Here is a 25,604-nt window from a genome sequence, read left to right on the forward strand (position 1 = left end):
ATTCTTCAAAAATTCAGGCAAATTGTGACGTTGCGTCATTTCAACGAAACTACTTAAAATGCGGTGATGAGGGTGGTCGCCGAAATATTCGGGGTGGAAACATTGCGTTTGGGTGGCGTACCTACCCCGATGTTTTGCGGCGGGTGTCTGACGCAACTGTGTATCAGCGCCAAAGGCTCCTTGCTGGCCGCATTCGTGAATTCGGTGCTATGGCCAAAGCATATGTCAGGCACGATGATCAGATGGTGCCCGGCACAGCTATCGACAGCCGGGTCCCGATTGCCGCATCTGCAACAGACCCTGATTGAAGGAAGTGAATGTGAGCGTGATGTTGAACGTCGCCTTTCGGGGTTGCCTGCATATGATCGTGAGGTTGATCGTCGTTTGTGCAATAGGGCTCGGATTGACAGGCCCCGCTGCCAGCCATGCATTGGATCCTGCCGTCATCACGGCGCTTGTCGGGAATGACAGGGTAGAGATCACAATACGGGACGCGATAGAGCCGATAATCGCGATTTCAGCGATCAATCCCCGGTCGCAGGCCGACGCAGATCGTGTCAACAGCATGTATCAAGAGCTGCGAAGCGACACACCGGCGGCGCTTGAGGCGGAACTTAAGGAAAATTGGAACCTTATTGCGCCAAATTTGGCGGTATACGCTGGCAAGACACCCCTTGATCTTACCCTGTCGGATGCGTCGATCCCCGAAGTCGGTGATACCGATACCCTGCGGTTCAGCACGATTACCATTACGGCGGATCTTCCTGCGGATGACACCCCGCTGACATTTACATGGCGTCCGGATTTCGGGCCCTACAGCATCCATCAGGCCGGTGGGGATGGTGACGGCTATACCGAATTGCTGCAGGGCGGGCAGACCACCGCCCCCATGACGCGCGCAGATCCGGTATCTATCTCCCCGGTCAAACTGTTTGCACGGTTCGTGGTGTCCGGGTTTGAACACATCGTTCCAAAAGGGTTGGACCACATTCTTTTCGTGCTGGGGTTATTTCTGTTTTCGCTGCGGATCGGCCCCATTCTGGCACAGGTGACGGCCTTTACGCTGGCCCATACGATCACATTGGCGCTTGCCAGCCTGAAGGTTATCTCCCTGCCCGCCAGCGTGGTGGAGCCGTTGATCGCCATATCGATCGTCTATGTGGCGATCGAGAACATCTTGTCGAAAAACAGGGGGGTATCGACGGCGCGGGTTGCAGTGGTCTTCTGCTTCGGTCTGCTTCACGGTCTGGGGTTCGCCTCGGTCCTGAGTGATGTCGGGTTGCCGGCGGGTCAGTTCCTGGTCGGGCTCATCGGCTTCAACATCGGGGTCGAAGGGGGGCAGTTGTTTGTCATCGTGGTTGCGCTTGCCCTTCTCGGCCTGCCGTTCGGAAACAAACCATGGTATCGGGACTTCATCGTCATTCCTGCGTCCACTGCCATCGCGCTGATCGGGGCGTGGTGGGCATTTGAACGCGTGTTTCTGTGACGGGCGGCACATCATATCGAAAGTGTTTGTTGAGTTTTTCTATCCTTGGGGTATGAAATTGGAATGAATCTCTCCGATGTCGTCAGCGACCAGTCCATTCCTTCTACGCAGATGGTATCTGCAACGCAGATGGCTTATTCGGCCATCCGCCAGATGATTGTCATGGGTGATCTGCCTCCCGGCAAGAAGTTGAAGATCGAAAGCATCAAGGAGTTGCTTCAGACCGGCGCTTCTCCTGTCCGGGAAGCATTGAGTCTGCTTACATCGGATCAGTTGGTGGAGCGGATTGATCAGCGCGGATTTCGTTGCGCCCCTGTCAGCGCGCAGAATTTTGCGGAAATCCTTAAATTGCGATGTGCGCTGGAGGATATGGCCCTTCGTCAAAGCCTCGCCAATGCGGATGATGCATGGGAAGAACGGCTGGTTCTGGCGCATCACCGCCTGACGCGAATGGAAACCCAATCGGGGAACCAGTTCGAGGCGGTTCATAAGGCGTTCCATATGACCCTGCTGGAGAATTGCGCCTCGCCCATTCTGATGCGCTATTGCAGCCAGCTGTATGATCTGAACGTTCGCTACCGATATCTTGCCGGACATGCCCTTGGTTATGATCAGCGTGACGTAAATGGCGAGCATCGGAATATTCTGACAGCTGCTATTGCGCGTGATGTGGAAAAATCTGCCCAGACCTTGCTGCAGCATTACCAGAAAACCGGTGCTTTTCTGACACGGACAGGTCTGCTACCTGCGGTTTGAAAATGTTCGGGCCTGCCCATGTCTTGTCATGGGCAGGCCCTGTGTTCCCTAGTTTCCGGTTTCCTGCTGAACAGGGCTGGCGCAAATGCCGATCCCCTCGATCTCTATTTCAATTGTTTCCCCGGGCACCAGCCACCGTGGGGTGGGCTTCTTCGCGTGTCCGACCCCCGGGGGTGTGCCTGTTGCAATCAGATCCCCGGGTTCGAGTGTCGTGAACTCGGACATGATCGAGATAATGCGCGCCGCATTCCAGATCATGTTGGCGGTATTGGAGCTTTGCAGGATTTCCGCGCCTACCCTGCTCTCGATTTTCAGACCTGACGCGCCATTCGGCAGATCATCCGGTGTAACGACATAGGGGCCGATCGCGCCCGTATTGTCGAAGTTTTTGCCAGGCATCCACTGATGGGTCTTGTTCTGATAATCCCGAATGGAGCCGTCGTTGAAAACAGTATAGCCGAACACATGGTCCAGCGCGCTGTTTTCATCGATATGGCGACCGCCCTTGCCGACGACGATCATCAATTCCGCTTCGTAGTCCAGATGATCCGAACAAAGCGGCCGGATCAGGGGTTGTCCGGCCGCCATGACCGATTGCCGGGTCCGTATGAACATCGCCGGATAATCCGGAACCTCATAGCCGCCCTCCTTGATATGGTCGATATAATTCAAGCCGAGGCAAAGGATCTTTCCCGGATTTTCTACGGGGAGCATGGGGGTGATGCGGTCAAGGCGAACAGTCGGGATTGCCATGTCCGCAATCATCTCCCGCGCCTGCGTGCGGAGTGCGTCAGACCCGATCAGACCACGTAGATCAGTACCGACACTCGCGAGACCGGCCCCCAAATCCACCGCACCATCGGCGCGGACGCCGTAGACAGATGTGATTCCGGCATGATTTCCAACCAGAAGTTTCATATGTGCTTAGTCTCCATGATCATCGACGTCCTAAGGTTCATATCGAATATCGATATTTATGACTCGGAAATACTATAGTCGATATTAAAGTATTGAGGAGAAAGTGTCTATTTAACCCGCAATCAATGGTGCGACCTGACTGTGGATCGATTGCTTTCTGGTTCATAAGGGAGGGGAAGGGGCCATGCATATGCTGCACAGGGCCCTAAAATTATCTGTTTAGGCGTAAAAAGTGTAAAGTATCGGCTCAATATCAGCGGGTAGCGCATGCATGGCACTTATCCTTGCTCGCAAGCTGATTTGCCTTAGTCGTAAATGTGTATGAAAGCTGGGCCAACTGGTCCTCCGCGCGCGTTATACTCCCCTACGTTTTCTTAGTGCCCTGATCAGATGCATGACGGCATCGATAAGGAGTGAGGAGATGAGGCTGACATCAAGCCTGACTGTCCGTAGCCGGGCAGATTGTAGGCCTTGCTCTGGAGATGGCGCGTGAAAATAATCTGCATCCGATTTCGATAGATTCTGATAGCTGTCTGATCGCTAAGAAATTACAGCAGGAAAGCGCATTGATGCGGATGCATATCGCGATCGGAGAGGCATGGGTAGAGGTGGCTCGGGAAAACTGAACAGCTAGGATAAGTGGATTTTCCGCGCAACAGCAGCATGATGCTGCATGCAAGGAGATGACTATGACGAGACGGCCACGCCGGAACCATAGCCCGGCCTTCAAGGCGAAAGTGGCGGTAGCTGCGATCAAGGGCGAGCGAACTCTGATAGAGCTGGCGCAGGACTTTGATGTCCATCCGAACCAGATCAAGCAATGGCGCGACCAGCTGCTGGAAGGCGCGACGGGGGTCTTTGGCGAGGCGGCGAAAGCGGTGCCGGAACCTGCGATCGACGTGAAGACGCTGCATGCCAAGATTGGAGAGTTGGCGCTGGAGAATGATTTTTTGTCCGGCGCGCTCGGAAAGGCGGGTCTGTTGCCGAGCGCAAAAAGATGATCGATCCGGCGGCAAAGCTCAGCATCAGCCGCCAAGCTATTGTGCTGGGGATCAGCAGGGGCAGTGTTTATTACCGGCCGCGCCCGGTCTCGGCCGACGATCTGAAGCTGATGCATCGGATCGACAAGCTGCACATGGAGTTCCCCTTTGCCGGAAGCCGGATGTTGCAGGGCCTATTGGTTCAGGAAGGCTTCAAGGCGGGGCGGCTGCGTGTCTCCACGCTGATGAAACTGATGGGCATTGAAGCGCTCTACCGCAAGCCCAACACTTCCAAACCGGCCCCGGGGCACAAGATCTACCCCTATCTGCTGCGGAAATCACCCATCACGCGGCCCAATCAGGTCTGGGCGATGGACATCACATACATCCCTATGACGCGCGGCTTCATCTATCTGGCCGCCGTCCTGGACTGGTTCACCCGCCGGGTGTTGTCATGGCGCGTGTCGATCACGCTTGAGGCCGACTTCTGCATCGAGGCCGTCGAGGAGGCGCTGGCTCGGCATGGCAAGCCGGAAATATTCAATACGGATCAGGGCAGCCAGTTTACATCGACAGACTTCATCAAGGTATTGGCGAGTCGGGAGATCAAAATCAGCATGGACGGAAAAGGGGCATGGCGCGACAACGTCTTTGTTGAGCGCCTTTGGCGGACCATCAAATACGAGGAGGTTTACCTGCGAGCTTACGCCAGCGTTCCGGAGGCTCGTGTCGGGATCGGCCGTTATCTCGGCTTTTACAACAGTCGGCGTCCGCATTCATCGCTTGACGGGAAAACTCCAGATCAGGCTTACTTCAACTTGCCGATGGCCAAAACGGTAGCGGCGTAACCAAGGCGGAAACCACTTAAGAAACGCCCGGAACCTGTTCAGATCAACCGAACCACCTCTGGTTGCCTTAGGGTGGGGGCGCCCAGCAGACCGCATCAGCGGAAATCTATCTGCACGTCCGGTCTTTCAGGCGGCATCGGCTCGAGTACCACAGTGAAGGTTTATTCCTGTTCCGGCCGGTGTGCTGATCGAGGAGCAGAACGGACCAGTGCTGGGTGCTGTCGAGATGAGCGGTGATGCCTTGGACGAGGATGAAGGTTGCACTATCACCGCTATTGCCCGTGCCTAATATTAACTGATGCCGGCCCACCCCGGCGATGGTCGAAAGAAAGCATCCCTATCCGACTATGGATAAGGATGCCTCTAACGTGTCATGCAGTTTCTTCATCGCCTGACCTTTGCATCTTCAGGCAAGAAAACGGCTGCGCGGCATAAGGGCGGGAAGGAATGTGCTTGCAGAGGCGCGTCCCCAGCGTTCCAGCCATACCTGCAATTCCGGGTGATCCGAGCCTTCAATCAGGAAGCCTTCGGGAAAGTCGGGGAATACCTCGTTGCCGTCCTGAAACTCGTTATCTTTTGACCGGATCATGAAGTGGTAGGGAAGGAAGCCTGCTGGATGATCAAGCCCGGCAGCCCCTACGAGTTCACCCAAGGCATGCAGCGTGTTGCGGTGAAAACGGGCAACGCGATCACTTTTATCCCCGACGTCGATGGCTGCCATGCGCCTCGGATCCTGGGTCGCAATGCCGACGGGGCATTTGTTGGTATGGCAGGATTGTGCCTGGATACAGCCGATCGCAAACATATAGCCTCGGGCCGAGTTGCACCAATCCGCACCCAAGGCCATGGTCCGTGCGATGTCATAGGCCGACACGACCTTGCCCGCCGCGCCGATCCGGATCTGCTTGCGCAGACCCGCCCCGCGCAGGCTGTTGTGAACAAAGTGCAGCCCTTCCAGCATGGGCATGCCCACACGGTTCGCAAACTCCAGCGGCGCTGCCCCCGTACCGCCCTCTTTTCCATCCACCACAATGAAATCGGGCGTAACGTCCCGTTCCAGCATTGCCTTGACGATGCACATGAACTCGCGCCGATGGCCGATGCACAGCTTTATGCCGACGGGTTTTCCCCCGGATAATTCCCGTAGCTGGGAAATGAAGTCGATCAATCCAAGCGGAGTAGAAAATGCGGGATGCGCAGGAGGGGATATGCAATCCACGCCCATCGGAATGCCCCGCGCCTCGGCGATCTCGGGTGAGATTTTCGACGCGGGAAGCATGCCACCGTGACCGGGCTTTGCCCCCTGGCTCAGTTTGATCTCGATCATCTTAATTTGCGGATCACGGGCTTGGGCGGCAAATTTTTCGGGCGAAAATGTGCCGTCATCATTGCGGCAGCCGAAATAACCTGACGCTACCTGATAGATCAGATCGCCGCCCCCTTCGCGGTGGTACCGGCTGATGCCGCCTTCGCCTGTGTCATGGGCAAAATTCCCCTTTGCCGCGCCGCGGTTCAGGGCCGAAATGGCATTGGCCGAAAGCGAGCCGAAGCTCATAGCCGAAATATTGTAGATTGAGGCATCATAGGGCTGTTTGCAGTCCTTCCCGCCGATGCGGACACGGAAATCCGTATCATGGATTACCTTGGGCGCGATCGAATGCGTCAGCCAGTTGAAGCCGGAGGCATAGACGGCCTCAACGGTGCCGAAGGGACGTTTGTCTTCGGCCCCCTTTGAGCGTTGATAGACCAGGCCGCGCATCTCACGGCTGAAGGGAACCTCATCCCGATCGGATTCGAAGAAATACTGGCGAAATTCCGGCCGGACGCTTTCGATCATGAAACGCAGATGGCCGATGATCGGGTAATTGCGCAGGATGGAATGCTTGATCTGCCGCATATCCATCAGCCCGATGATCCAGAGTGCTGCGGCTATCAGAAAAACCGGTAGAACCCAGGCCGACCAGAACAGGACAAGTATCCCGGAAAGAAAGGTAATCGCCGCAGCAAGAAGGATCGGAACATAACGTAAATAATCGGCTTTTTTTCTCATGGAGACATGTCCGGGCTAGGCTGTGGCACAGCGTGCAGATTACCGGAGCAATTCCGAAAGGCCAATCACGGATCTGTCGATGGTCGGTTGGATAGTAGTCATCCTTTCTCCAACGCGAGAAGCGTCGTGTGCAGCAGCCGTGGTGATAACCTGATGAGCGCTGGAGTTCCCGGCAGAGGTATGCTGCGATGCGGCGATATCCTCATGCAGCTGACAATTTCCTTGTCAGCTCTTGCGCCAAGCCTTTCACGATCTCTCCCGTCGCGGGCAGTTCTTTTTCCGGAAGCCGTGATGCCAGCGCGGATACCGACAGGCCAGCAACCACCTCTCCGCTGGGGCCATGGATTGCTGCGGCCACGCACCGCATTCCGGGGGTGAATTCCTCATTGTCATAGGCATGGCCCAAGGTTCGGACGCGGGCAATTTCAGCGCGGACCTGATCCATGTTCCTCAGGCTATGGCTCGTCATCGGGCGTAACCCCTGGCGGGCTACCAGTGCTTCGATGGCAGTATCCGGCCAGGTGGCTATCATGGCCTTTCCCATTCCCGAATTCATGATAGGGGCCCGCCCGCCCGGTGCTGCAATGGCACGGATGATCTCGCGACTTTCGATCTGGGCCACGGTTATCACCTCGGCTCCGTCCAGAACGCCTATATTGCTTGTCTCATGCGTCATGTCGCGCAGGCGCCGCAGATAGGGCATGGCCGTCGCCACAAGGCTCTGCCACCTGGTAAACGAAACACCGACCGCAAAGGCCTGTTGCCCGATATGCCATTCGGCCCGTGCATTGTCGAATTGCACAAATCCTCGCCGCTGTAATGTGGTCAGCAGGCGGTGCGCGGTGGAGGGGGGCAACCCCACGTGCCGCGCCAGATCCGACAGCCGCGCGCCGCCGGCACAGGCAGCCAGTGCCTCCAGTAATCGCAGGGCGCGGTCAACGGATTGAACGGTGTCATCGGTCCTCATACGGGCATGGGTATTCCGCATCGTGGAAAAGGTCCATGTTCGGCATGGCGCATCACGCTATTTCCGGCGCAGGATGGCTCCAAATTGGAGGATCATATGGTCGGTTATATCGAACGTGCGGGGCTGCAGGTGGCTCCATCCCTAGCCAGCTTTGTCGAAGGGCAACTTTTACCCGGTCTGCCCGTAACGGCGGACGGTTTCTGGTCCTGTCTGGCAGAACTGCTTGCGGACATGACGCCCGAAAACCGCCGGCTGCTGCAGGTGCGCCACGAGATGCAGCAGAAAATCGATACATGGCTGGCCGCACGCAAGCATCAGGCATGGGATAACGCCGCTTGGCAGGAGTTTCTGCGCGAGATCGGTTATATCGTTCCGGTAGGCCCCGATTTCACGGTAGAAACCGGCCCTGCCGATCCGGAAATCGCGACCATGGCGGGGCCGCAGCTTGTGGTGCCGGTCATGAATGCACGTTTCGCCCTGAATGCGGCAAATGCGCGGTGGGGCAGCCTTTATGACGCGCTGTACGGCACGGATGCCTTGGCGGGCCAACCTGCGGGCAAGGGCTATGATCCTGCCCGCGGGGCTGAGGCTGTGGCCCGTGCTGCGGAGTTTCTGGATATGGCTGTGCCACTGGCAGCAGGGTCGCATGCAGATGTTATGGCCTATGACGGGTCCGAGGTTGCGCTGTCGGATGGCACGATTACCGGGTTTTCCGACCCTGATGCCTTGGCAGGCACGGCGGATGGTCAGATCTTGTTGCGCCACAACGGGCTGCATATCATCCTGATGATCGACCGTGCGCATCCGGTAGGGGCCAGCAGCCCGTCCGGGCTATGCGATGTGGTTCTGGAATCCGCGCTGACCGCCATTCAGGATTGTGAGGACAGCGTTGCTGCCGTCGATGCCGAGGATAAGGTTCTGGCCTATTCAAACTGGCTTGGGTTGATGAAAGGCGATCTGACCGAGACCTTCGAGAAAAATGGCAAATCCCTGACCCGTCGTTTGGCAGAAGATCGCAGTTTTATCGCGCCTGACGGTACGTCCCTTTCCCTTGCCGGGCGTGCCGTGCTTCTGGTGCGGAATGTCGGGCATCTGATGACAACCGACGCTGTGCTCATGAATGGTGAGGAAGTGCCGGAGGGATTGCTGGATGCGATGGTCACCGTCGCGGCAGCAATGCATGATCTGGCCAAGACGGATGGCCTTCGTAATTCCCGTGCGAAATCGGTTTATGTGGTCAAGCCGAAAATGCACGGCCCCGAAGAGGCTGCATTTGCCGACCGAATTTTTGCAAAGGTCGAATCCCTGCTGGGCTTGGCACATGGCACGGTCAAAGTGGGGCTGATGGATGAAGAGCGTCGTACCTCGGCCAATCTTCGCGAATGTATCCGCGCGCTGAAGGACCGGATCTGCTTCATCAATACCGGCTTTCTGGATCGGACCGGGGATGAAATCCATACTGTCATGCAGGCCGGGCCCGTACTGCCCAAGGGCGAAATCAAGGATGCGGTCTGGTTGTCAGCCTATGAGGCGGGCAATGTGGATGCAGGGCTTGCCAGCGGCATGAAGGGAAAGGGGCAGATCGGAAAGGGCATGTGGGCGAAGCCCGATGCCATGGCCGAGATGATGGTTGCAAAGATCGGCCATCCGCAGGCTGGGGCCTCTACCGCGTGGGTTCCCTCGCCCACGGCCGCCACCTTGCATGCGATGCATTATCATCAGGTGAATGTGGCCAGCCTGCAAACCCAGTTGGCCGAGCGGGAACCTGCCAGCTTTGACGCGCTCATGACACCACCGTTGCTGCATGGCCGCAACCTGCCCGAAGACAGGATTGCGCGCGAAATCGATCTGAACTGTCAATCGATCCTCGGATATGTGGTCCGATGGGTGGATCAGGGGATTGGCTGCTCCAAGGTACCGGATATTGACGATGTGGCCCTGATGGAAGATCGCGCCACCTTGCGGATTTCGGCGCAATTCCTGAGCAACTGGCTGATGCACGATGTAATCACCGAGGCGCAGATCGATGACAGCCTGCGGCGGATGGCCGTGGCGGTGGATCGGCAGAATGCGAATGATCCGGCCTATCGGCCCCTCGCGACTTCGTTCGACGGTCCGGCATTCCATGCGGCCCGCGATCTGATCCTGAAGGGTGCAGCCCAGCCTTCGGGATACACGGAGCCGCTGCTGCATGAATGGCGACGTGTCGCAAAGGTTCGTTGATTGCCGTGGCACCCGCAATCGGATTGCGGGTGCCATGATGCGTGAACGTCCGGTGGTTCTACAACGAAAGTAGCCAGCCCGGTGCGAGGCCGTTTCCGCAGATAGTCCTGCGCGCCCTGAATGATCCGGGCGGCGCAGTACTTACCAGGAGGTCAGGACGTTGCCGTTGTATTTGGTTTCGATGAACGCCTTTACCTCGGGGCTGTGATAGGCGTCTACGAGTTCTTGGACCCAAGGCTGGTCTTTGTCTTCGGTACGCACAGCGATGACGTTCACATAAGGGCCTTCGGCGCTTTCGGTGGCGAAGGCATCGGTCTGGGGATCGAGGCCTGATGCAACAGCATAGTTTGTGTTGATCAGAGCTGCATCAAGGTCGGCCAACGAACGTGGCAATTGTGCGGCGTCCAGCTCTTGGAAGCGAAGGTTCTTGTCGTTTTCAGTGATGTCCAGAACGGTCGGCGTCAGTCCGGCATCCGGGTCGAGTGCGATCACGCCCAGCTGTTGCAGCACCAGAAGCGCACGGCCACCGTTTGTGGGATCATTCGGAATGCCGATGGTGTCACCATCCTCAAGGGCATCAAGTGTGTCTATCTTGTCCGAATACAGCCCCATCGGGGTGGTGATGGTGGTGCCCACGCTAACCAGATCGAACCCGCGGTCGCGGATCTGGTTATCCAGATAAGGCTGGTGCTGGAACGAGTTTGCCTCGATCTCGCCATCAGCCAAGGCCTGGTTCGGGACGACATAGTCGGAAAATTCGACAACTTTGATGTTCAGACCCTTGGGGGCTGCAATTTTGGCAACCTCTTCCATGATCTCTCCATGCTGGCCGGGGGTGACGCCAACGGTGATATCCTGGGCAAAGGCGGCGCTGGCAAGCAGGCCGAATGCGAGGGTAAGCGGAAACAGACGCATATTATTACTCCGGTTTGAATCAATGGCCACGGTTGCGCGGGGCGCGGCGGTCTACCCTGCGGGCAATCCATTCCCCCAAGGATTGTACCAGCTGAACCAGTACAATCAGGATAATGACGACGGCCAGCATCACCTCTGGCATGAACCGCTGATAGCCGTAGCGGATACCCAGATCCCCGAGACCTTCGCCGCCCACGGCCCCCACCATCGCGGAATATCCGATCAGGCTGACCAGCGCCAAGGTCATTCCCAAGGAGATGGCGGGAAGTGCTTCGGGCACCAGAACCTTGGTGATGATCTGCAGGGGGGTGGCTCCCATGGCGCGCGCTGCCTCGATCAATCCTGCATCGACCTCACGGATGGCATTTTCGACCAGCCTTGCGATGAAGGGTATGGCGGCAATGGTCAGCGGGACTACGGCAGCGCTGGTCCCGATGGAGGTGCCGGCAATCATGCGTGTAAACGGGATGATCGCCACGACCAGAATGATGAAGGGCACCGAACGGGTGGCGTTGACCACAAGGCCGAGCACGCGATTGACCAAAGGTGCCGCAAGCAGCTCTCCACGTTGGGAAATGGCCAGATAGATCCCCAGCGGCAGCCCGAACAGCGCCCCGATGAGTCCGGAGATGGCTACCATGTAGAGCGTCTGCAATGTGGCGTCGATCAGCAGGTGGATCAGGTTAGCGGACATGGCCCAGAACCTCCGTCAGCAAATGGTGGCGTTCCAGATAGGCCCGCGCCTCGGCGGCACGTGCCACCGGCAGCGATACAAGCAGATTGCCGAATGGGCGGGTGCCGATTTCCTCGACCGCGCCGGCCAGAATATTCACATCGATGCCAAGTTCGGATGTAAGCCGTGCAAGCATCGGGTCCGTAGCATGATCGCCTGCAAAGGTGATGCGGACCACCTCTTGGCTTGCGCTTTCGGCCGACGGCAACAGGCGTTGTGCGATGAATGCAGGTAGTGTGACGCCGGTTACGCCTGACAGGAAGCTGCGTGTCGTCGGATGCTGTGGACGGGTGAAAATATCATAGGTTGCCCCGGCCTCGACAATCCGGCCGCCATCAATCACGGCCACATGGCTGGCAATATCCCGCACCACGGCCATTTCATGTGTAATCAGCAGGATCGTCAGGCCAAGATCGCGGTTGATGTCGGCCAGAAGGCGGAGAACGGTCTGGGTGGTTTCCGGATCAAGCGCCGACGTCGCCTCGTCCGACAGCAGGACCTTGGGGCCGGTGGCAAGGGCGCGGGCGATGCCGACACGCTGCTTCTGCCCGCCAGACAATTCTGCCGGATATCGCTCTGCGAATTCGGTAAGCCCGACACGGTCAATCAGGTCAGCAACCCGTCTCTGAACGTTCGCGGCTCCGGCAATTTCCAGCGGAAGGGCGATGTTGCCTGCGACAGTCCGCGATGACAGCAGATTGAAATGCTGGAAGATCATTCCGACTTCACGCCGGATACCGCGCAATGCGCCGCCTGATGCGCGGCCCACGTCCTGTCCTGCCACCGTTACAGTGCCTGATGTCGGACGCTCCAACCCGTTGACCATCCGCAGCAGAGTGGATTTTCCTGCGCCTGACCGGCCTATGATGCCCGTGATTGCGCCGGGTTCGACAGTAAGCGAGACATCTTCAAGCGCGGTGACCATGCCGCCACGCTTCGGAAAGGCCTTGCCGACCTTGTCGAAAATTATGGGTGCACCTGATGCCGTCATGTCTCTCCACCTGCCGTCCGCGCCGGAGTGTCGGATAAACATGATCGGGCGGCAACGTGCAAGGTAGAGTTCTCACGAGAATAATGATCTTTGGATCATAAATTGATTTTATGTTTTGGAGGTCATATTGATTTTATATGAACTGGGCGACATATTGGTGAATATACTACGATATCTCTCCACAGATGGATATTTCCCATGGACCAGATTGCACGCAGTTCGAAGGATATGGGGCAGGCCCTGCGGAATGCGCGTAAGGCGCAGCAGATGACACAAGCTGACCTCGCAACACGATCGGGCATATGGCAGCGTACGATTTCTACCATAGAGACAAACGCGGGCGGGGCCAAGCTGGACACCATTTTCGACCTGCTGGCAGCATTGGATATGGAAATCGTGGTCGTCCCTCGCAGTAAATCCGCCCCTGAAGATCTGCAGGATATATTCTGATGGGGCGCAAGCGCACCTATGCGCCGCTAGATGTATATATGAACCGCCGCAGGGTAGGGCAGTTCTACCGCGATCCGGGCGGGGCCTATGTGTTCGCCTATGCCGCGGAATGGTTGGAATGGGAGAATACCTTGCCCATATCCCGCTCGCTGCCGTTGCGCACAGAGCGGTATGCAGGGCAGCCGGTCATGGCGGTGTTTGATAATTTGCTTCCTGACAACGACGATATTCGCAGACGAGTGGCTGAACGTGTCGGGGCCGACGGGTTGGATGCCTATAGCCTGCTTGCGCGGATCGGCCGCGACTGCGTCGGAGCGCTTCAGTTTCTATCGGAGGGGGAGGTTCCGGAACCCGGAGAGCGTCTGACCGGCGCTCCGATGACGGATGACCAGATTGCCGTGATGCTGCAGAACCTGCGGCAGACCCCTTTGGGAATAAGCCGCGAAAATGATTTCCGTATTTCGGTTGCGGGGGCTCAGGAAAAGACGGCCTTGCTTTATAACGAAGGACAATGGGTGGCGCCAAGCGGCACTACACCGACCACACATATCCTGAAACCGGCGATCGGTACCTTGCCCAACGGCATGGATCTGACGGATAGCATTGAAAACGAGCATTTCTGCCTGCGTCTGATGGCCGGATTCGGCTTGCCAGTGGCAAAAACCGAAATAATGGATTTTGCCGGAACGAAGGCACTGGTGATTGAAAGGTTCGACAGGCTGCGTGCCCGTGATGGCCGGTTGATCCGGCTGCCGCAGGAAGATTTCTGCCAAGCTCTCTCTATTCCACCCACGCGTAAATATCAGAGCGAGGGAGGGCCGGGCATTGTACAGATATGCAAGCTGCTTCAGGCAAGTGACCATCCCCTGCAGGATCGCACAGCATTTTTCAAAGCCAAAATTCTTTTCTGGCTGATGGCAGCGACTGATGGCCATGCCAAGAACTTCAGTATCGGGCTAAGGCCCAGGGGGCGCTTCACACTGACGCCGCTATACGATGTGCTGAGCGTGCAGCAGACCTTTGCCACGGGTGGATTGCAGATAAAGGATATGAAGCTGGCAATGCGCGTGGGCAGAAACCGGCACTACAGGGTCTCGGAAATTCATGGTCGCCATTTCGTCGAAACCGGCCTGGACGCCGGTTTTTCGCGCACGCAGATCAGGGACATCTTTGCCAAAATCGAAGCTACGGCCCGCCAGGCATTTGACGAGGCTATCGCTGAAATGCCCCCTGATTTTCCATACGTCCTCGCGGAGGAGATCAGGACCGGGTTCGAGCAACGGTTATCCCGCCTGCGGAGCGATTAAGGGCGCGCGTGATACATAGAGTTTGAAGACGATGCAGCTGACCGGGACAGCGGGCGGGCATGGTTTACACCAACTTTCGTACCCTAAATGAGCTTTGATGCTCCATGGAGCGGATGCGGGCATTGTCATATAGGCAATATTTTCATCGAAGAAATCCGTAGGCTCCCTCGTTGCAATAGCGTCCCTATCGGTAGTCTGATTGCGGGCGGACTGGCCTGAACGGGCCGGCAGTGACTCTCGTATCAGGGTAACTCAGGATCGCGTAACTTTCAGGCTGTGATCCCTAATTGTCAGCAAACATACGGAAAAATCGACGAAAATTATAGATATGGGCGCCAGTTGTTGACAGTCAAAGTAATGGTTAACCAATTGTTAATTGATTTTGCTAACAACCAAAGGCAGTGTGCGTTTTGTAAATCTATGATTTTTTTTCAGGAGAGTGAAAATATGGCGGACCAATCACATAATACGAGTGCGCAGCAAAATGTGATCGTCGGAGAAATGCAAATTCTCAGCGCCGTGGATGAAGTCTTCAACCATGTCGATCACGGAATGCCCATGTGGTCGGGCGATGGCGATCGTAAGGTGGAACTGAATATTGCATTCCAGACCCCGTTTAACGCTCCTCCTGCGGTAACGCTCGGTCTGGCTGGTGTGGATAGTGCGCATGACCAGAACTTGCGCTTTTGGTTGGCAGCACATGATGTGACGACCACAGGCTTCAAGATTGAATTCAGCACTTGGGATGATACACATATCGCCCGCGCCGCTGTGTCATGGCAGGCGATCGGTGGGGTCGTTGTAAAACCGGCAGCAAAGCCTCGGGTCATCTGATCGGCGTTCGGGCGTGCTTCCCCGCCACATTACTGCTGGCAGGGAAGCCTCTTAAGCCTAGCGTTATACCGCGCGTTTGCGGTTTCCGGCGCAGAAATGCCCGGCCGCATGGCCGATGCCAGACATATCCGGGCGGCTGACAAGCGCCTGATTTGCAAGTGTGTGGCGTGCAACCATTCTGGGGCTACGCTTGCCACGGACAAATGGCCGGGCAGGGGCAGGATAACTCCCGGAATTCAACTCTGGAAAAAGGGCCAGAATTTCGCGGCGGCATTCGTCGGGTAGCACCTTGAGCGTTTCAGGGCCGGCATAAAGCGATTCAACCTCGGAACCCTCGGCAAGCACGATGTGGTGGCGATCAAACATGAAGTGTACATATTCCACTTCGATGCAATCCTCCATGATATCGATCCCTTCTGCACCGACCAGATGCTTTGCGGCCACCAATATTTCTTCGGTATCGAACATCCGCATGGCAATTCTGGAGCGGATAAGAATCCTGTGCTGCTGCGAAACAACAAGATCCCGCTGCGGCATATTTGTACCCAGTGATCCTGCCGCAATTCTGATGGGAAGAAGCGCCTTATTCCGGGCAAAATCGTTCTTCGTGATTTTGCGCGAAGAAATCCAGCGGATCGCCTGAAACCCCTCACCCGCAATGCGAATACGATCCCCGACTTTCAACGTGCCGGCGGCCCGCATTCCTTCTTCGGTTTCAATCAGCGTGTCAGCCGCAAAGCAGGGAAAAGCGACATTGAAAATGCTCGGATTGAAGCTGGTACGATGATTGATCGACCCATATGAGGAAGTAACCGCGCTGTCTACTGCAGTTACTTTTATGCTGTAAACACTGGTAATACCCGACCAGCTATCGACATATGCGGCATTCGGACGGAAGAATACATCTCCGTTCGACATTTGTACCAGCGTTGCCGGTTCCGAGCGATAGACGTCAGGGTCCGAACCGGTCTGCACCGTCATCGTTACGGCGAAGGCCGAGATCATCGTGACATTCGTTACCGTCGTTTCCGCTGTAGAATAGGAAAATGATGTCGGGGGAATGCCATTTGCCGTTGCGTTCCAATAAGTCGCAAATTGGAATGCCGAACTGCTACCAACTTGTGTATAATCACCGGTAACAGCGATCGCCTGGATTTCCGAGCTTCCAGAGGCTTCATATCCGGTAATGGCCTGACGCTCTGCAACCGTAATACTTGTTGCCGGGGTTGAATCCAGCATTGCGATATTACCGATCCAAAGCCAATTGACAGTCGAAAGAGTCATATTTGCCCCCTGCGTAAAGCACCTTGGAGGCAAAGTGCTGATTCAAATGTTGTGATTGCACCCCCTATGCATCATGCATTGCGGCTTGGATATTACGTAAATAATATTTCAGGAAAACCGTTGCAGAATTACCCGCCCAACGTATTACGGCTCCGGCAATCTAAATAAATGCCGGAGCGAAAAATGTTTCTGTTCTGGTAGGTTAAAGCGGTGTCCAGACCCCGTTGGCCCGGCTGGAGCGGATGCAGGCCTCTATAAACCGCATGCCGTCCAATCCGTCCTGTATCCCCGGAAGGTGCTCCGGCATCTTTCCCGCCAGAATCGCATCCGCGGCATCGGAATAGATGCTGGCGAAAGCCTCCAGATATCCTTCGGGATGGCCAGCAGGCACACGGGCCGCACCTTGAAATCCCGCCCCGCCTCGCGTCAGAATCGTCTCTGGCGTGCCCAGCCCGCCAAACCGAAGGCGGTTCGGGTCAGCGTGGCTCCAATCGAGACTTCCGGTATCACCGATTACCCGCAGGCGAATGTCGTTTTCATAGCCGGACGCGACTTGGGTGGCCCAAAGCATGCCTCGGGCATTTCCAAGCCGCATCATGACCTGCGCGTTGTCATCGACCAACCGGCCGGGCACGAAGGTGCTGAGCTCTGCCGAAACGCTCTCGATCGGCAGGTGCGAGACGTAGCGGACCAGATGGGCCGCGTGGGATCCGATATCGGCAATGGCCCCGCCTGCGCCAGAACGCGCAGGGTCGGCGCGCCATTCGGCCTGTCGGCTGGTGCCTGCCTTCGCCAGCCAATCCTGCACGTATTCGGCATGAACCAGCCGCACGTTCCCGATCGCCCCTTCGCGGACAAGACGCCGCGCCTCGCGGATCATGGGATACCCGGCATAGGTATGGGTCAGCACAAACAGCGCTTCGGAGGCGGCGGCCACCTCTGCCAGTTCCTCGGCTTGGGCCAAGGTGGCGGTCAGGGGTTTGTCGCAGATGACATGGATGCCGTTTTCCAGAAACGCGCGCGCGATGGGATAGTGCATATGGTTCGGTGTGACGATGGCCACGGCCTCGATCCCCTCGGGGTGGGCCGCCTCGGCGCGGGCCATTTCCTCGAAGCTGCCATAGCTGCGGGCCAGACCCAAGGCATCGGCCGAGGTGCGCGCCCGGGCGGGATCACTGGACAATGCCCCCGCGACCAGAGAAAACCGCCCGTCGATCCGCGCCGCAATGCGGTGGACGGCCCCGATGAAGGCCCCTTCGCCGCCGCCGACCATTCCTAAACGCAATTGTCTCATTCCGCAGGCTCCTCTTGCAGGCCAAGCATCCGGCGCAGTTCGTCCCGGCTGGTATCGGCCGAGGCGAAATCGTCGAATGCGCGCGGTGTCGGTTCAATGATGTGACGACGGATGAAGGGCGCACCTTCCGCCGCGCCTTGTGCGGGGGATTTGATCGCGCATTCCCATTCCAGCACTGCCCAGCTTTCGTATCCGTATTGCGCCAGCTTGGAGAATATGGCGGCGAAGTTCACCTGACCGTCCCCAAGGCTACGGAACCGCCCGGCCCGTTCGGCCCATGGGGAAAACCCCGAATAGACGCCTTGGCGACCGGTCGGGTTGAATTCGGCATCCTTCACATGGAAGGCCTTGATCCGGTCGTGGTACAGATCGATGAAGGCAAGGTAATCGAGCTGTTGCAGGACGAAATGCGACGGATCATAGGCAATCCCCACGCGCGGGTGGTGATCCGTCGCCTCGAGGAAGCGTTCGAAACTGGCACCATCCATCAGATCCTCGCCCGGGTGCAGTTCATAGGCGTAGTCCACGCCGTTTTCGTCGCAAGCGTTCAATACGGGTGTCCAGCGGCGGGCCAGTTCGTCAAACGCTTCTTCGACCAAACCTGCGGGGCGCTGCGGCCACGGGTACAGGTAGGGCCATGCCAATGCCCCTGAAAAGCCGACCTGCACCGACAGCCCCAGATTGCGGGATGCCTTCGCCGCCTTGATGCATTCACCCGCCGCCCATTCCGCCTGCGCCTTGCCGCGCAGATGCGACGGTGCAAAGGCATCGAACTGCGGGGCAAAGGCCGGATGCACGGCGACAAGCTGCCCCTGGATATGGGTGGACAACTCGGTAATCGCGACGCCCGCATCAGCGCAGACCCCGTTGATTTCGTCGCAATAGGTCTGCGAGGTCGCGGCGCGGTCCAGATCGATGAACCGGGGATCGCAGGGAACCTGAATCCCCTTGTACCCCAGATCGGCGGCCCATTTGGCGATGGGCGCAAGGGCGTCGAAAGGGGCCGTATCACCGCCGAACTGGGCAAGGAAAATCGCCGGTCCCTTCATTGCTTTCGGTGCGGTCATGGCAATCTCCTCAGGCAAGCAAAGCGCGGGCGGCGTCGGGGCCAAGCGCTTCGGGGCGGGTGCAGGGGGTGGTGATCTCGATGAACGTGCCGCTTTCGCCCGATGCGAGGATCGCGCCCATCACTTCGACCACATGCAGGGCGTAGCTGTCGTTGCAGCGGTGTGGGCGGCCTTGTGCGATGGCTTGGGCCATATCTGCCAGACCGGCGGTGCGATAATCGGCCGCCATGCCCCAGTCGACTTCGCGGTTGTCGATCCCGAGCGGATGGTCCCATGCCGGCAGATCGGCCGGTTGATCCCGTTTGGTCAGACGCACCTCGCCGCCGAAAAAGTTCGGATCGGGCACATGCAGCGTGCCTTCGGTGCCGTAAAGCGCCATCGGTGCAAGGTCGTTCTGCCATACATCCCAGCTGGCAACCAAGGTGACGACCGCCCCTTGCTCGAACTCCAGAAGGGCGTGGATCGTGGTCGGGGTCTTTACGGGAATCTCCTCCCCGCCGCGGGGGCCGTTGCCGATCGTGCGGGTGGTTTCGGGCGTCGCGGTAAGGGCGGCCACCCGTTTGACCGGGCCGATCAGCTGCACCAGATTGGCGATGTAATAGGGTCCGAGATCAAGGATCGGACCGCCGCCGGGCAAGAAGAAGAAATCGGGGTTGGGGTGCCAAGCCTCCATTCCATGCGACATGACTGCGCAGGTGCCCGAGGTGATGCGCCCGATGGCACCACTGTCCACCAGATGGCGGGCAAGCTGATGCGATCCACCCAGAACGGTGTCCGGCGCCGAACCGATGCGCACACCCTTCGCTTGGGCAATGGCCGCGAGTTCCCGCCCTTCCTCAAGGCTCAGGACATAGGGTTTCTCGGAGTAGACATGCTTGCCGGCATTCAGCGCCGCCTTGGCAATTTCATAATGCGCGGCGGGAATGGTCAGGTTCAGCACCAGATCGACCTCATCGCTTGCAAGGAGGTTTTCGACGGACAGCGCCTTCACGCCGTATTCCTCGGCGCGCAGGGCCGCCGCGGCAGGGTTCATGTCGGCCACGGCCGTGAATTTGATATCCCCGAATTTCACAGCCCGCGAAAGGTAGGAGGTCGAGATATTGCCGCAGCCGATCAGGCCGATACGAAGGGGGTTGGTCATGAAACGACTCCGGCTTAGAGGGTGGCGAAGGTCGCGTGTGCGGCCTTGGCAAAGCGTACGAAATCACTGGGATTGTCGTGTTCTGCGACCAGAACGGCACAGCGCGAGGTTTTGAGCGCGGCATAGATGGCGGGCCAATCGAGGGTGCCGGTTCCGGCATCTGCCCACCCATCTTCGTCCAGATTTTCACCTGCGGGGGCCAGATCCTTGAAGTGGGCGGCCGTGATGCGTTGACCATGCCGGCTGATCCAATCGATCGGGTCGGTGCCGCTGCGAACGATCCATGCGATATCCGCCTCCCATTCGATCATCGGTGCCGAACGCAGCAGGATTTCCATCGGGATCTGGCCATCGGGAAGGGCAAAGAATTCGAAATCATGGTTGTGCCAACCGAATGCCAGACCATGGCTTGCCATGGCGGCATGGCATTTTGCGAGGCGTTCGGCCAAGGCTTCCCATCCTGCGGCATCGGTCGGCCGCTCCTCGGGGGAGAGCCATGGCGCATAGACGGTTTTGACACCGAGCGTTGCGGCGATCTTGGCGACACCTTCCGCATCGTTCTCGCACATGTCGATCGGCACATGCAGGGTCGGCATCGTCATGCCCGCCGCGTCCAGCTTGGCGCGTATGGCCGCTGCCTCATTGAACATATCGAAGAACCCTTCGGCGGCGGGATAGCCGATCGCGCCAAGCTGCGTGATAACATCTGTATAGGGGGTGTAGTTCTTGGCGGAGAAAAGCTGCAGGGATAGAAGCATGGTATAACTTTCGATATGGCCCGAAGGCTTGAAAATTCAGATGCGGTTTTCGGTGGATGCGTCGAAAAACGAGGCGGATCTGGTCATGAAGCCGACGTCGATCGTCTGACCCGAGCGGATCTCGGTCTGGCCATCGACACGTATGCGGAAGGGTTCCCCCGCAAGGCTGCTCCAGATCAGGGTGTCGGCGCCCATCGGCTCCACGACATCGACGGTGACGGTGGCGCGGACATCGCAGGCAGCCGCCGCGTCGCCGATCAGGATATGTTCGGGGCGGATTCCCATAACCGCTTTGCAGTCGTTATGGCGAGTAAAGGCATAGTCCGACATGTCGGCAGCCACAGGGCCGTCAAACCGCGTGCCGGTCAGGGAGCCTGAGATGAAGTTCATCGGAGGCGAGCCGATGAAACCGGCCACATAGAGGTTTGCCGGGCGGTTGTAGATTTCCTGCGGCGAGGCGAATTGCTGCACGACGCCCCCCTTCATGATGGCGATGCGGTCGGCCAGCGTCATCGCCTCGATCTGGTCATGGGTGACGTAGATCATGGTGTTTTTCAGGTTCTGGTGCAGACGCTTCAGCTCTACCCGCAATTCGGCGCGCAGCTTGGCATCAAGGTTCGACAACGGTTCGTCGAACAGGAACACATCCACATCGCGGACAAGCGCGCGGCCGATCGCAACACGCTGGCGCTGCCCACCGGACAGCGCGGCAGGCTTGCGGTGCAGCAGAGGTTCCAGATGCAGGATTTCGGCGGCCCGGGCGATGCGGGCCTCGATCTCGGCCTTGGGAAGGCGCGCGTTCTTCAAACCGAACGACAGGTTTCCCTTCACGCTCATCTGCGGATAGAGGGCGTAGGATTGAAAGACCATGCCGATCCCCCGCTCCGACGGTTCGGCCCAGGTGACATTCTTGCCTTCGATCCAAATCTGGCCGTCGCTCGGCTCCAGCAGGCCGGCGATGCAGTTCAGCAGGGTGGATTTGCCACATCCCGACGCGCCGAGCAGCACGAGAAACTCCCCCTTGCGGATATCGAGGTTCAGCTGTTCCAGCACCGTCACGGCACCAAAGCTGAGCCGCAGATCCCGGATCGATACAGAGGTTTCCACATCGGGTGTTGTTTGGTCGAGCATGAGTAGGCTCCTATGAAAATGGGGCGGCGAGAGTGCGGAGGGGTATCAGCCCTTCACCGCACCGGCGGCGATGCCGCGCACGAAGAGCTTGCCGGAAATGAGATAAATGCTGAGGGGGACAAGGCCGGTCAGAAGGGTCGCCGCCATGTTGACGTTGTATTCCTTTACGCCTTGCACCGAGTTCACGATGTTGTTCAGCTGCACGGTCATCGGATAGCTCTCCGGTTTGGTGTAGATCACGCCGAACAGGAAATCGTTCCAGATGTTTGTTACCTGCAGGATGACGGCAACGGTGATGATCGGGACAGACATCGGCACGATCACCTGCAAGAAGATCCGCCAGAATCCGGCTCCATCCACCCGCGCGGCCTTGAAGAGTTCGGGCGGCAAGGAGGCGAAATAGTTGCGGAACAGCAGCGTGATGATCGGCATGCCGAAGACGGTATGGACCAGCACGAGCCCCCAGATCGACCCCATCAGGCCCATCTCGCGCAGCAGGACCACGATCGGGTAGATCATCACCTGGTAGGGAATGAAGGCCCCGAACAAGAGGATCCCGAAGAAGATCTCCGATCCCTTGAACTTCCAGTTCACCAGGGCATAGCCGTTGACCGAGGCCACGACGATCGAGATGATGACCGAAGGCACCACGATCATGACCGAATTCATGAACCCGCGGGACAGGCCGTCGCAATTCAGACCGGTACAAGCCTGCGACCATGCCTTTACCCAGGGCTCGAACGTGATCTCGACCGGCGGGGCGAAGATGTTGCCCATGCGGATTTCGGGCAAACCCTTGAGCGAGGTCATCACCATCACCCACAGGGGCAGCAGATAGTAAAGCGATAGCACGAACAGGGTGACGTACAGCATCAGACGTTTCGGCGTCATGCCGGATTTCGGCTTGGCGCCGCGCGGGCCGTCCAGAATGCGGGATGGAATATCAACCACGGCGTTTGCCTCCGAATTCGATGATTGCCCATGGCAACAGGATGATCAGCACAGCCAGCAGCATCATCGTGGATGCGGCAAATCCCTGGCCGAGGTTCTGGTTGGCAAACATGTAATCGTAGACATATTTCGCCGGTACTTCGGAGCTGATGCCCGGCCCGCCCTGTGTCAGGGCAACAACCAGATCATAGAGCTTCACGATTCCCGCGCCGATCAGCACCGTCGCCGTGGCGAACACGGGGCGCATGATGGGCAGAATAATGAAGACATAGGTTTTCCACGCGGGGATGCCGTCCACGCGGGCGGCCTTCCACAGATCTTCGTCCACGCCGCGCAGACCGGCCAGCATGATCACCGTGATAAGGCCGGTCCCCTGCCACAACCCAGCCATCAGCAGCGCCCCGATCACGAGGGATGAATTATGAAGGGGGTCGAAGGCAAAGGTTTCCCATCCTGCACGGCGGACCATTTCCTGGATGCCGAAATCAGGGTTCAGGATCCATTGCCACACTAGTCCGGTTACGATGAACGACAGGGCATAGGGATAGAGGAAGATAGTGCGGAACAGGCTCTCCATACGGATCTTCTGATCCAGAAGGGCTGCCAGTACGAAACCCAGCACCAGCGACAGCAGAAGCGCTAGCACCCCGTATATCGCGATGGTTTCAACGGATTGCATCCAGCGGGGGGTATTCCACAAACGCTCGTATTGCGACAGGCCCGCAAAATCCCCATTGGGCAGCATGCGTGACTTGGTGAAGCTGTAATAGACGGTCCAGCCCGAACACCCGATGAAAACGACCAAGGCAGTGAGGATCATCGGCAGGGCCGCGATCTTTGCCATAGGGTTCCGCAGAAAGTTGCGGGGCCGCGTGGTTTTCAGGCGCGTGTGGGCGTTGGGCATAAGGGGCAGATCCTTGGCGATCAGCCGATCGGGGCCAGACATGTCGCAGTCCTTTGCATGGGGATATTGGGGGCAGCGACGGGAGCAGACCGACCGCTGGGGAAGATCGATACGGACCGGTCTTTCGCTGCCCCGGGAAGGCGCGGATCCTTACTTATCGTAAGCGATGATATCCGCAAAACGGGCCTGCGCATCAGCGGGGGCCATGTCGCCGCCGAAGAACTCGGCCATCAGATCCTGTATCTGGCCCACGGCATCGGGGGTGATCAGGGCATCGCCGCTGGGAACCGTGTTCCCCGCCTCAAGCGTGGCTAGACCCTTCTGCATGCAGGTCCCTGCTTTCGACATGTCGATATCGCCCCGGATGGGCAGCGATCCTTTGCGCAGGTTGAAGGCGACCTGTGTTTCCGGCTCTACAATCACCCGGGCCAGTTCCTTTTGGGCTGCAGTAATCTCGGGATCCTTGTTCACCGGAAAATAGATGGCATCGCCACCGGTGGAAATGACGGGTTCATGCCCCAGACCGATGAAGCAATCATAGTCGGTGCCTGCGGTTTTACCGGCGAGGGCGAACTCGCTTTGAGCCCAGTCACCCATGATCTGTGCGCCAGCATCGTTGTTGATGATCTTGGCCGTGGCCAGGTTCCAGTCCTGAACGTTCGTGCCCTTGGACATATCCCGCGCAATGGCAAGTTCCTGGAACGCCTTGGTCACGGCCTCTCCGTGCAGGGTGTCCTCGTCACCGTCTCCATAGGCCGCCATATAGCCTTCGCGGCCGACAAGATCGAGGATGAGCATATCGAGCACATAGGCCTGCTGCCAACCCTGCGCCCCGACAGCCAGAGGCAGCTTGCCTGCGGCGCGCATGGCGTCCGCGCTGGCCTTCATCTCCTCCCAGTTGGTGGCAGGTTTGACGCCTGCTGCCTCATATGCCGCGGGGGAGGTCCAGACCCATTGCGGGGAGTGGATATTGAGGGGCGCGCAATAGACTTTACCATCAAGAGTGCAGGCATCCAGAAGGGATACGGGCTGGATGATGTCGCGCCAGTGCCCTGCCTCAGCCACATCGGTGATATCCTGAAGAAGCCCGGCCTCCATGAGTTCCTGAGCCTGAAGGCCGTGGTTCAACTGGGTTGCCCCCATCGGATCGCCGCCCAAAATGCGCGAGATAATGATCGGCCGCGCGACCCCGCCCGAACCGGCAATTGCGCCATCAACCCATTTGTTTTTGCCATCAGCCTCGAACGCATTGGCCAGCTCGCGAACCGCCGCCGCTTCGCCGCCGGAGGTCCACCAATGGGTCACCTCCAGATCGGCCGCATTGGCCCCGGATGGCGCGAAGCCAGCGGTAAGCGGAAGCGCCACGCAAGCTGCCCCAAGCATAAAGGTGCGTATCGTCATGCTATCTCCTCCCAGAGATCTCGGGTAATCCCGAATGTTCTGCGCAGGTCATGCGCTTGATATGGCGCGTCACAACACGCGGAGCGGCCGGGTGCGCCATTACACCATGCCTGCGTGAACCAACTTGTGTAAACGATTACAAACCCGAATGGGGCCTCCCATGAAATCGATTACAATTGCTAGTTTGGCACGTTAGAAATATTCCGTCAACAGAA

At 58.0% G+C, this 25,604-nt stretch carries 22 protein-coding genes; 7 read left to right on the forward strand and 15 right to left on the reverse strand.

The window, feature by feature from the left end; translation table 11 throughout:
* The first annotated feature begins 328 nt into the window (after positions 1–328).
* Entirely contained in the window at positions 329–1,486 is a 1,158-nt protein-coding gene (locus tag TR36_RS10705; RefSeq protein WP_062763207.1) for a HupE/UreJ family protein, read from the forward strand.
* 63 nt (positions 1,487–1,549) lie between these two features.
* A complete protein-coding gene (locus TR36_RS10710) occupies positions 1,550–2,242 on the forward strand; it encodes a GntR family transcriptional regulator (protein ID WP_045392089.1) in 693 nt (230 codons plus the stop codon).
* A gap of 48 nt (positions 2,243–2,290) precedes the next feature.
* Here the strand turns inward: TR36_RS10710 and TR36_RS10715 are convergent, their stop codons facing one another.
* Complete coding sequence (locus tag TR36_RS10715) at positions 2,291–3,160, reverse strand: fumarylacetoacetate hydrolase family protein (RefSeq protein WP_045392087.1); 870 nt, start codon at positions 3,158–3,160, stop codon at positions 2,291–2,293.
* Between the two features lie 689 nt (positions 3,161–3,849).
* On the opposite strand from TR36_RS10715, the gene TR36_RS10725 reads away from it, so the two are divergent.
* A protein-coding gene (locus tag TR36_RS10725; RefSeq protein WP_237763562.1) for an IS3 family transposase occupies positions 3,850–4,988 on the forward strand; the annotation gives its coding sequence in 2 pieces (ribosomal slippage) (positions 3,850–4,113 and positions 4,116–4,988; 1,137 coding nt in all).
* Positions 4,989–5,394: 406 nt separating this feature from the next.
* Here the strand turns inward: TR36_RS10725 and TR36_RS10730 are convergent.
* Together TR36_RS10730 and TR36_RS10735 are read right to left on the reverse strand one after the other, a co-directional pair.
* Entirely contained in the window at positions 5,395–7,038 is a 1,644-nt protein-coding gene (locus tag TR36_RS10730) for an FMN-binding glutamate synthase family protein (protein ID WP_062763209.1), read from the reverse strand.
* Positions 7,039–7,240: 202 nt separating this feature from the next.
* Positions 7,241–8,026, reverse strand: coding sequence for an IclR family transcriptional regulator (locus TR36_RS10735; protein WP_045392684.1), 786 nt, complete (start codon positions 8,024–8,026; stop codon positions 7,241–7,243).
* Between the two features lie 75 nt (positions 8,027–8,101).
* Between TR36_RS10735 and TR36_RS10740 the strand changes: the two genes are divergently transcribed.
* Positions 8,102–10,228: a malate synthase G gene (locus TR36_RS10740; RefSeq protein WP_062763309.1), complete on the forward strand. Its 2,127-nt coding sequence runs from the start codon at positions 8,102–8,104 to the stop codon at positions 10,226–10,228.
* Between the two features lie 141 nt (positions 10,229–10,369).
* Here TR36_RS10740 and TR36_RS10745 read toward each other — a convergent pair whose 3' ends face one another.
* Genes TR36_RS10745 through TR36_RS10755 form a run of 3 tightly spaced genes read right to left on the reverse strand, consistent with a single transcriptional unit; the run spans position 10,370 to position 12,867 of the window.
* Complete coding sequence (locus TR36_RS10745; RefSeq protein ID WP_045392681.1) at positions 10,370–11,143, reverse strand: MetQ/NlpA family ABC transporter substrate-binding protein; 774 nt, start codon at positions 11,141–11,143, stop codon at positions 10,370–10,372.
* A 19-nt stretch (positions 11,144–11,162) separates the two neighbouring features.
* A complete protein-coding gene (locus TR36_RS10750; RefSeq protein WP_045392679.1) occupies positions 11,163–11,837 on the reverse strand; it encodes a methionine ABC transporter permease in 675 nt (224 codons plus the stop codon).
* Positions 11,827–12,867: a methionine ABC transporter ATP-binding protein gene (locus TR36_RS10755; RefSeq protein WP_045392676.1), complete on the reverse strand. Its 1,041-nt coding sequence runs from the start codon at positions 12,865–12,867 to the stop codon at positions 11,827–11,829. The genes TR36_RS10750 and TR36_RS10755 overlap by 11 nt, the downstream gene beginning before the upstream one ends.
* 198 nt (positions 12,868–13,065) lie before the next feature.
* On the opposite strand from TR36_RS10755, the gene TR36_RS10760 reads away from it, so the two are divergent.
* From TR36_RS10760 to TR36_RS10770, 3 genes are all read left to right on the forward strand, one after another.
* Positions 13,066–13,317, forward strand: a complete 252-nt coding sequence (locus TR36_RS10760) for a helix-turn-helix domain-containing protein (protein ID WP_045392673.1) — start codon at positions 13,066–13,068, stop codon at positions 13,315–13,317.
* On the forward strand, positions 13,317–14,624 hold the full coding sequence (locus tag TR36_RS10765) for a type II toxin-antitoxin system HipA family toxin (RefSeq protein WP_045392670.1): 1,308 nt from the start codon (positions 13,317–13,319) through the stop codon (positions 14,622–14,624). Before TR36_RS10760 ends, TR36_RS10765 begins: the two co-directional genes overlap by 1 nt.
* Positions 14,625–14,966: 342 nt before the next feature.
* On the forward strand, positions 14,967–15,458 hold the full coding sequence (locus tag TR36_RS10770) for an H-type lectin domain-containing protein (RefSeq protein ID WP_237763563.1): 492 nt from the start codon (positions 14,967–14,969) through the stop codon (positions 15,456–15,458).
* A gap of 63 nt (positions 15,459–15,521) precedes the next feature.
* Here TR36_RS10770 and TR36_RS10775 read toward each other — a convergent pair whose 3' ends face one another.
* The 9 genes from TR36_RS10775 to TR36_RS10815 all read right to left on the reverse strand — a co-directional run bounded on the left by TR36_RS10775 (position 15,522) and on the right by TR36_RS10815 (position 25,389).
* Positions 15,522–16,742, reverse strand: a complete 1,221-nt coding sequence (locus tag TR36_RS10775; RefSeq protein WP_052362657.1) for a Hint domain-containing protein — start codon at positions 16,740–16,742, stop codon at positions 15,522–15,524.
* Positions 16,743–16,944: 202 nt separating this feature from the next.
* Positions 16,945–18,036 (reverse strand): Gfo/Idh/MocA family protein, encoded by a 1,092-nt coding sequence (locus TR36_RS10780; RefSeq protein ID WP_045392667.1) that lies wholly within the window; start codon positions 18,034–18,036, stop codon positions 16,945–16,947.
* Positions 18,033–19,103: a sugar phosphate isomerase/epimerase gene (locus TR36_RS10785; RefSeq protein WP_045392664.1), complete on the reverse strand. Its 1,071-nt coding sequence runs from the start codon at positions 19,101–19,103 to the stop codon at positions 18,033–18,035. Before TR36_RS10785 ends, TR36_RS10780 begins: the two co-directional genes overlap by 4 nt.
* Before the next feature lie 10 nt (positions 19,104–19,113).
* Positions 19,114–20,244, reverse strand: coding sequence for a Gfo/Idh/MocA family protein (locus TR36_RS10790; RefSeq protein WP_062763211.1), 1,131 nt, complete (start codon positions 20,242–20,244; stop codon positions 19,114–19,116).
* A 14-nt stretch (positions 20,245–20,258) separates the two neighbouring features.
* Entirely contained in the window at positions 20,259–21,002 is a 744-nt protein-coding gene (locus tag TR36_RS10795; RefSeq protein WP_062763213.1) for a sugar phosphate isomerase/epimerase, read from the reverse strand.
* Between the two features lie 36 nt (positions 21,003–21,038).
* Entirely contained in the window at positions 21,039–22,133 is a 1,095-nt protein-coding gene (locus tag TR36_RS10800) for an ABC transporter ATP-binding protein (protein WP_045392655.1), read from the reverse strand.
* Positions 22,134–22,178: 45 nt separating this feature from the next.
* Positions 22,179–23,024, reverse strand: coding sequence for a carbohydrate ABC transporter permease (locus TR36_RS10805; protein ID WP_082714947.1), 846 nt, complete (start codon positions 23,022–23,024; stop codon positions 22,179–22,181).
* Positions 23,025–23,076: 52 nt separating this feature from the next.
* Positions 23,077–23,928 (reverse strand): carbohydrate ABC transporter permease, encoded by an 852-nt coding sequence (locus tag TR36_RS10810; RefSeq protein WP_202814425.1) that lies wholly within the window; start codon positions 23,926–23,928, stop codon positions 23,077–23,079.
* 210 nt (positions 23,929–24,138) lie between these two features.
* The gene (locus TR36_RS10815; RefSeq protein WP_062763215.1) at positions 24,139–25,389 is read right to left on the reverse strand and encodes an ABC transporter substrate-binding protein; all 1,251 of its coding nucleotides are present in this window, start codon (positions 25,387–25,389) and stop codon (positions 24,139–24,141) included.
* Between the last annotated feature and the right edge of the window lie 215 nt (positions 25,390–25,604).

Origin of the sequence: Falsirhodobacter sp. alg1, from assembly GCF_000739715.2 — a bacterium.
GTDB lineage: Bacteria > Pseudomonadota > Alphaproteobacteria > Rhodobacterales > Rhodobacteraceae > Falsirhodobacter.